Genomic DNA, 8487 nt, shown 5'->3' on the forward strand with positions numbered 1-8487 from the left:
ACGATTGAATTGTTAATTATTGTCAAATGCGATCACATTTTTTTAACAAACTGTAGGGGCGGGTTCCGCAATAATATTTAATTCTAACCCATAACCTATCTAAACCCGCCCTCTTAAATGCGATCGCCTCAACACTTCTTTTATGATAAACAATCAACTTGATAGATGCAACAATTTCTTCATGATCCATTGCATAACAGGGAATTAATTAATAGGAATTGAAACAGAGTCTATTCCCCTTGGTGTCGGGATTTAGACCGCTTGATTCACCTTTTGTCACTTTTTGTCACTTTATTCCAACAGAATCGTCACTTTTTGGCAACTTTTTTTTCCTGAGTGCCTGGTAGTCTGTTGCCATGATCAAATTTGTTCGACAACAGTTCGACTTTTGGGCATCGCACCGAGTCTTTTGGCAAAAAATACCCATGCTGTGGAGTTTTTTTGAGACAGAGGCGAGGTTTACAATCTGCAATTAGCTAAGAAACCAGGTTTTTCCCCAAAGCTCACGGGTGGAAAACCAACTTTTGTTAAAAACCCGGTTTCTGACCCACTATCAACCCTTAACCATCATTAACACTATGAAAACTTTCAACACTTTGGAAATAACGGAAACTTCTCCGGTACAACAAGCGTTACAAATTGCTAAAAATCAACTCAATAATTTTGCTTCATCTGCGGATTTTAAGACTCAGATGCAAATAGCATTAGGGAATCAAAGAAATTGGGAAACAACGGATTTAATTGATTTTCCGGCTATTGAAATTCGTCCTGCTGCTGAAATTAATAATGCTAGAGGTGCTTTTGCTGCTGCTACGAATACGATTTATTTATCCCAGGAGTTAGTGAATGAAAATACTGGGAATGTAGGGGCGATCGCATCGGTTTTATTAGAAGAATATGGTCATTATCTGGATGCTCAACTCAATGCGATCGATTCTCCTGGGGATGAAGGAGAACTTTTTGCTGATTTAGTTCTGGGTAAGGGGTTGAGTCAGGGGGAATTGGCGGCGTTGAAGGGAGAGGATGATAGTGCGATCGTTGTTTGGGATGGGGAAGGGGTGAGTATTGAGCAACAAGTTCAATCAGATACACTCGATTTTAAGGGTAGTAATGTTGCTGAGTGGGCGAGACCATTTAATTTACCCGAAAGAATACCAGAAAAACCCTTTCTTCCTGAGATTGCCATCAACAAATCTAATGAACCATTTACCCTTCCCAGTTTAAAATTTGACTGGGATTTGAATGTTTCTGCTCAACTAGATCCGTATATTAAGTTAGGTCAAGTTGGAAAGATAGAAAAGCTCGATTATCCTGTTAATATTCAAGTCAATACTCCGAATCAAGTTAAGAATGGTGCATCTTTTTCCATTTCTGCTGGGCAGCCAAGTGTTGAACCCAAAACCGTATCTATCAATGGTAAGGGATTTGAATTACCCAGACTTAGTGTTGATCTGAAATATAATGTGGGATCAACGGGTTTGAAGAATATTGTCGTGGGCAATCCAGCCGGACAAGAACAGGGGGGTAATATATTGTTTCCTGGATTTTCTAGTCCACCTGAACCTATTCCTCTCCTGAATCCTGAAGGATATATAAATTTCGCCGATGACATTGTTTCTATAAAATCTAAGTCTTTTCCTAAGGGAATTGGTTTAGATAAAGAAACAAAAGTTGTTCCCGATAGTAGTGGATTATCTCAAGTTATTGTGACAGGCAGGGAAAACTTTATTGAGGGTTCAATTGACATTGATAAAATTATTTCCTTAGTTGCTCCCCAATCAAAACCCTTTTTCAGTGGGGGCATTAGTTTCCCTAATGACAACTCAGCAAAAGCCAAAGCTAAAGAAGCCAACGAATATTATAATCTCGCAGTAGATGGATTGCGAAATATGCAAACTCCAGAATCACTGAAAGTAGCAGAAGATGCTTTAAAACAAAAAACAGAGGCTGAAGCTGAGGCTAAAAACGCAAAGGATGATCTGGAAAAAAACAGACTTTCCGTTGACTTAAAATACGAGCTTTTAGATTTAAAAGCTGTTTTAGGACTAGCCCTTCAGCAAGATATAAAATTCGATCCTGAACAAGTTCTTGTTACTATGTCGATCCCGGGTCAACAATCACAGGGGCCTTTACCTATCGGGAGTTCATTTACATTTAATGCCCCCACAGAGGGATGTGGACTTTTAGAAGTCAACGCTAAGTATGAACTTAAAGGACAATTAACAAATGAAGTGGGAATTACCCCCCAATTTTATGGTCAAATTGGCGGGCCGGCTCTCTCTGCTAATATCAAATCACCTATTATAGGATTGGGTAATCCTATTAATCTGCGGTTATTCCCCCCCCAAAAAATACCGCCTAATGGTTTTGCTCCATTTCCAACGTTACCTATTATCGGTACCAAAGGTTTGGCTACCCTTGATCCAATTGCTGTTAAGGATATTGTGGTTGAAAAAACCTACAAAATCCCCTATAATTTACCCGTTTCCATCTCGGATTCCAGTGTTCAAGAAGGAGATAGCGGCACTAAAGACATGGTGTTCCCAGTAACCTTACGCGATGTGCCAAACGAGGTAGTAACGCTATCCTATAGCTCACCTAAAGGTAGTGGCTCAGTCACAATTGCAGCAGGTCAAACCAGTGGTGAAATTAAAATTCCCGTAACAGGAGATACTCAAAAAGAAGCTGATGAAACCTTTACACTAACAGTCAAAGACCAAAATGGTAAACTATTTGCTGACTGTAAAGGTACAGACTCCGCTGAAGCAACAGGAACTATTATCGACGATGATGACGAGGACAAACCCAAACCTCCCCAACCCGAAATACGTTTCCCAGACACAGGCGATCCCCACTTAGTCACATTCGACGGATTGCATTATGACTTTCAATCAGTCGGTGAATTTATACTCGTAAAATCCACAACTGGAGACCTAGAAATTCAAGTCAGGCAACAACCATTTAATAATAGCTCCTCCGTATCGATGAATACAGCCGTAGCTACCAAAATAGACGGTCAGCGAGTTGCTTTCTACGGAGGAGAAAAAACTCCTCTTTTAGTTGATGGTAAACCTACTGACATTCCCGACAATAGCTCTATTAGTGTCGGTAGCGGAAGTATCCATCGAAAAGGCAAAACTTATAGGGTAGTTCTTAACAAAGCAGGGGAACAACTTGTTGTCGATATCAGCAACGGGTCTAATCCGCTCCTCGATGTTAACACTTACCTAGCTCAAGGTCGAGAAGGACAAATTGTCGGTCTGGGTGGCAATAATAACGGCAAAACGGACGATGATATTGCACTGCGCGACGGAACTGTACTCAGCCAACCCATTACACCCCAGGTTCTTTATGGTAAGTACGAAGATAGCTGGCGCATTTCTCAAGCAGAGTCCTTCTTTGATTACAAACCCGGTCAAGATACGGAAACCTTTACCAACCGATATTTTCCCTCAGAATACGTTACTATTGACGACCTCGACCCGGCGGATCGTCAGAAAGCTGAACAAATGGCACTGGCCGCAGGCATTACCGATCCCACTATTCTGCAATCTGCAATTATTGACCTCGTACTCAGCAATTTTGACGAGTCATTTCTGCAAAGTGCGCTACGATCAAAAACCCCAGAAAGTTCCCTAATTATTCGAGTTGACCCCGAAGCAAAAGCTGATTTTATCAGTACCTTTGCCAATACCCCCGTTAAAATTAATCCCCTCACTAACGATATCGTTACCACCGGAATTCCCCTATCATTAACCGGGTATGATCAAACTACTGCTAAAGGCGGCACAATTCAACTCGATAATAACGGTACTCCCGATGACAAAACTGATGATCAACTGACCTATACTCCCCCGACTAATTTTGTCGGCATTGATACCATTAATTATACCATTGCTGATGATCAAAAAACCGCAACCGGAACTATCACCGTTACTGTTCCTGCCATAAACCTTAACGCTCTTAATGGTAACAATGGTTTTACTGTAACAGGTGCAGCCGGGAACTTTGCAGGCAGTTCTCTCAGTAATATTGGAGACTTCAACGGTGATACCATTGATGACTTTATCGTGGGAGGATTTGCTGCCGATCCTAATAATATTAATGCCACGGGGGAAAGTTATGTTGTCTTTGGAACAAATCAAGGATTTCCAGCTAACTTTGACCTGTCTACCCTCAACGGTACTAATGGATTTATTATCGAAGGATTTGAAACTGAAAGTTTTAGTGGAGGTGCTGTTAGTTCAGCCGGAGATATTAATGGGGATGGGCTAAAAGATTTAATCATTGGTGCTTTTTCCTCGGATTCCAATAGTCTTAATGATTCCGGTCGAACCTACGTTATTTTAGGTTCAAAACAAGCCTTTTCCACTCGATTTAATCTCGTTAATCTAAATGGGAAGAACGGGTTTGCAATTAACAGTAATCAACCCTTAGATTATTCGGGTCTTGCCGTCAGTAGTGCCGGAGATTTCAACAATGATGGATTAGATGATTTAGCCGTTGCTGCCCCGGCTGGAATTGATACCTTTTTGGGTAAAGTTTATATTGTCTACGGTCGTCTTAACGGTTTTCCTCCCGCCTTCAACCCCACCGATTTGCAATGGGACGACGGTATGGTAATTAATCATAATAACGGATTAGCAGGAACCACCGTTAGTAACGCAGGGGATATCAACGGAGATCAAATTGATGATTTAATTATCGGTGCAGAACAAGGCTCACTTGAAGGCAATCCTAAAGGGGGAGAAACCTACGTTTTGTTTGGCAAAGATGGAGGATATCAAAACGGATTTTCGCTTTCAAACTTAGACGGAACTAATGGATTTACAATCAAAGGTGATGGTTATTCTGTTTCATCTGTTAGCGGTGCAGGAGATATTAATGCTGATGGTTTAGAAGATATAATTATCGGTGTTTCTCAATCTCCAGGCAACAATCAAATTAACGCAGGAAAAGCTTATGTTGTATTGGGAACAGAAGCCGGATTTACTCAACAAATAGACCTATTTACTTTGAATGGAAATAACGGATTTGTGATTAATGGAGTAGAACCCGATGAGTTATTAGGAGGTTCCGTCAAAGGCGCGGGAGATATCAATGGAGACAAGATTGATGATCTTATCATTGGTGCTTCAGGAGCCACTGCAAATGGAATTAAAAGCGCCGGAAAAACCTATGTAGTTTTTGGTAGTCAGAAAGGATTTCCGGCTAGTTTAAATAGTTCAGACTTAAATGGTGAAAAGGGCTTTTTCTTAAATGGAACTGCCGAAAATGAATTATCAGGCGTTGCTGTTAGCAGTGCCGGGGATATTAACCAAGATAGCGTTAACGATATCCTCATCGGCGCACCAGGCAGTTTATTTGATAATACCATAGGCAAGAGTTATGTTGTTTTTGGAACTACCACCTTTGGTAATCAAACTCTAGTCTGATAGAGACAGACCGGATCATATCTAAAACAAATTGCAGGGGCGGGTTTTGGGAGATAATTACTGATAATTGCAGATGGTCTTGGAACCCGCCCCTACGGTTTAATTGTTAATTATTTAGCAAATGCGATCACATTTTTATTATTAACCTGTATTCAAACAATAAAAGTGATCCCGCTAAAGTCTTAAAATTTGGACTGGAACTCCTGATACCTTGGCACTCGCAGCTAAACCTTCATCTGCTGTTATTAAAGAAATTTTATAATAAAATGCGATCGCTAAATGCAAAGTATCCAAAGTTTGTCTAAGATGATTTCTTCACCTTGAGCTACTCTTTCTAAAAGAGCTTTCAAGTTGTCTCCTACGTTTTCAATACTAATTCTTAACATTAACGGTTTATGGATATACTGCTATAGCAAGTCTAAATGAATTATACAAAAAAGTGTCAAGACAATTCATTCTAAAAATAGGGCGAGATTCCCCTGTAAGGGCGAGGTGACCTCGCCCCTACAATGAATTAATTTTAAACCCTTAATACAACTGATTTAGACTTGCTATATAGCAATCGCCACATCTATTAGGACATTCTTGAAAGCTAAAAGCTGCTCACAGTAAGTATTTACCTATAGCGAGATTGCCTATTCCCTATTGCCTCTTGCTATATAACTTTAGCGTTAATTAAGGTAAAAAGATGTCCGTGCCAACCCTGTCAACGGCCAATATCCCAATAAAAAAGAGGGGTGGAATTTCCCCCCTTCGTGAAGATTGAACCCACTGTATCCTTTCGGGTGAAAGCAATACATTATGGATTGAGATAAACACCCGCTTTGAGGCAGAGTTTAGTAGGCTAGACCCATACTACGAGTGGTTTCAGCACCGAGATAAACCCGAATACTCAGGAAGTCTGTAGGACAGGCAGTTTCACAACGTTTGCAACCGACACAATCTGCGGTGCGGGGAGAGGAAGCTACCTGAGCAGCCTTGCAACCATCCCAGGGAACCATTTCCAGGACGTCAGTGGGGCAAGCCCGAACACATTGGGTACAGCCGATACAGGTATCGTAAATTTTGACTGTATGAGACATTGAATGATTTCTCCAGTAGATATCAAAATGTTACAAGTTCTGCCCTAAATACAGGTTAGAAGTCCAGCTTAATAGGAGCGGGATCATCCCATATATTGCATCACAATACCCCAGTGTTTCACTTCCAATACACATAAGGCGATAAAACTTTAAACAATGTAATATTTCCCGCCCTAACAGTTCACAATTCACGCTCTAATTTTGTCCAACACAGACTTTGTGGAAACAACATGGCGGTCTAAACCCAGTTGTTGGGAGTCAATACCCAGGGCGAGGGCCACTAATTGGGGAAGATGGAGGACAGGTAAACCCAAGGGACGACCGATTACTTTTTCGACTTCCGGCTGACGAGAATCTAAATTCAGATGGCACAGGGGACAGGGCGTTACCAGACAATCTGCACCGTTATCAATCGCCTCTTGAATATGTTTTCCAGCCATTTGAAAGGCGGATTCCGTCGCGTAACTCGATAGAGGCCAACCGCAACATTGGGTTCTCCCCCGATAATATACCGGAGTTGCCCCCACAGCCCGAAACAGGTTTTCCATGGATTCCGGTTGATGGGGGTCATCATAGGGGAGATGGGTTTGGGCGCGGAGGAGATAACAGCCATAAAAGGCAGCACACTTCAAACCCGATAGTTTGCGACTGACTTGGCGTTCAATTTCAGCCAAACCATAATCGGCGACTAAGGCCCACAGCAGGTGTTTAACTTCCGTTGTCCCTTGATAGGGTGAACAGCCTTCTTTGCTGAGTAGCCCATTCACTTTTTCAATATAAGCTGGGTCATTGTCCTGAAATTCTTTTAACCGTTCATCGACGTGACCAATCACCCCTTGACAGGTGCTGCAATGGGTCAGTAAGGGTAAATTTAATTCTTCTGCTAAAGCAATATTACGGGCATTGACCGCATCTTCCAACAGTCGGGAATCTTCTTTGAAGGTTCCCGAACCGCAGCAAGACGCCTTTTTCAGTTCAACGAGTTCAATGCCTAACGCTTCGGTGAGAACTTGCGTAGACTGATACAGTTCCCGGCAAGCACCTTGGGCAACACAGCCCGGAAAATAGGCATATCTCAAGGATGGCATAGAAATTACCGATACTAGGATTTTGGATTCATTAGTAACAAAATAGCAATAAAACGAGAAGATACGAAAGAATTGTTTAAAATAGAGAGTATAAACCAAGTTTCAGATTTTTTTAAACTTAAATACACCATAATACACTATGAAAATTTTAGGTAAAGCGACTTTGACGGGAACCCAAAGATATCGAGAACGCCATCAGCAAGACTGTATCGCTGCTCATTTTCGAGAAGCTAATGATTGGGTTGTAAGTTCGATAGGTATTGGCACTTATTTAGGAGCCGCAGACTCCCGAACGGATGATCTGGTCACCGATGCAATTATCGAGTCGGTTAAAAATGGAATTAATCTGATTGATACCGCAATTAATTATCGTTATATGCACGCTGAATGGAGTATAAGTGATGCTTTACGCGCTTTAATCCGGGATGAAGTTATCTCCAGAGACGAGTTAATTATTTGTACAAAAGGAGGTTTTATTCCCGATTTAGATCGAATCAGTTGGTTTTATTCTCGATATATTGAAAACAGTAGATTTTCGATTGAACCCGAGGATTTAGTTGCAGAATGTCACTGTTTACACCCGGAATATATTTGGGATCAACTGGAGCGCAGTTTGGATAATTTGGGAGTAGAAACAATTGATATTTATTATCTTCATAACCCTGAAATGCAATTATCTGAAGTTTCGCCAGAAATTTTTTATCCCCGTTTAAGGCTGGCATTTGAAGTATTAGAAAAAGCGGCTAGTCAAGGAAAAATTAGTAGCTATGGCTTAGCCACTTGGGATGGCCTCCGAGTCCCACCAACGGTATTCAATTATCTGGATTTAGCCAAGATTAAGGCAATTGCATCTCAAGTAACCTCCAATGGAACAGATCATTT

At 41.2% G+C, this 8487-nt stretch carries 4 protein-coding genes (1 of these 4 running past the window's edge); 2 read left to right on the plus strand and 2 right to left on the minus strand.

The annotated features are described in order from the left end of the window. Positions 1-578: 578 nt before the first annotated feature. Positions 579-5435, plus strand: a complete 4857-nt coding sequence (locus tag AC2D3N_RS00840; protein ID WP_484692496.1) for a VWD domain-containing protein — start codon at positions 579-581, stop codon at positions 5433-5435. 836 nt (positions 5436-6271) lie between these two features. Here AC2D3N_RS00840 and psaC read toward each other — a convergent pair. Together psaC and AC2D3N_RS00850 are read right to left on the minus strand one after the other, a co-directional pair. Next, positions 6272-6517, minus strand: coding sequence for a photosystem I iron-sulfur center protein PsaC (gene psaC / locus AC2D3N_RS00845; RefSeq protein ID WP_079676791.1), 246 nt, complete (start codon positions 6515-6517; stop codon positions 6272-6274). Positions 6518-6705: 188 nt separating this feature from the next. Then, positions 6706-7605 carry a CoB--CoM heterodisulfide reductase iron-sulfur subunit B family protein gene (locus AC2D3N_RS00850; protein WP_484692497.1) on the minus strand — a complete coding sequence of 300 codons (900 nt, stop codon included), beginning with the start codon at positions 7603-7605 and terminating at the stop codon, positions 6706-6708. Positions 7606-7744: 139 nt separating this feature from the next. On the opposite strand from AC2D3N_RS00850, the gene AC2D3N_RS00855 reads away from it, so the two are divergent. After that, positions 7745-8487 carry the 5' portion of an aldo/keto reductase gene (locus tag AC2D3N_RS00855; RefSeq protein ID WP_484692498.1) on the plus strand. Its footprint extends 382 nt past the window's final position, so the window shows 743 of its 1125 coding nt (coding positions 1-743); the start codon lies at positions 7745-7747; its stop codon lies beyond the right edge, outside the window.

This window comes from Planktothrix sp. PLAVEN19ND, assembly GCF_057220675.1.

What these genes read in the sequence shown, in the direction of transcription:
- AC2D3N_RS00840 (WP_484692496.1), top strand. Translation starts at nt 579, where the DNA reads ATGAAAACTTTCAACACTTTGGAAATAACGGAAACTTCTCCGGTACAA.
- psaC (WP_079676791.1), bottom strand. Translation starts at nt 6,517, where the DNA reads ATGTCTCATACAGTCAAAATTTACGATACCTGTATCGGCTGTACCCAA.
- AC2D3N_RS00850 (WP_484692497.1), bottom strand. Translation starts at nt 7,605, where the DNA reads ATGCCATCCTTGAGATATGCCTATTTTCCGGGCTGTGTTGCCCAAGGT.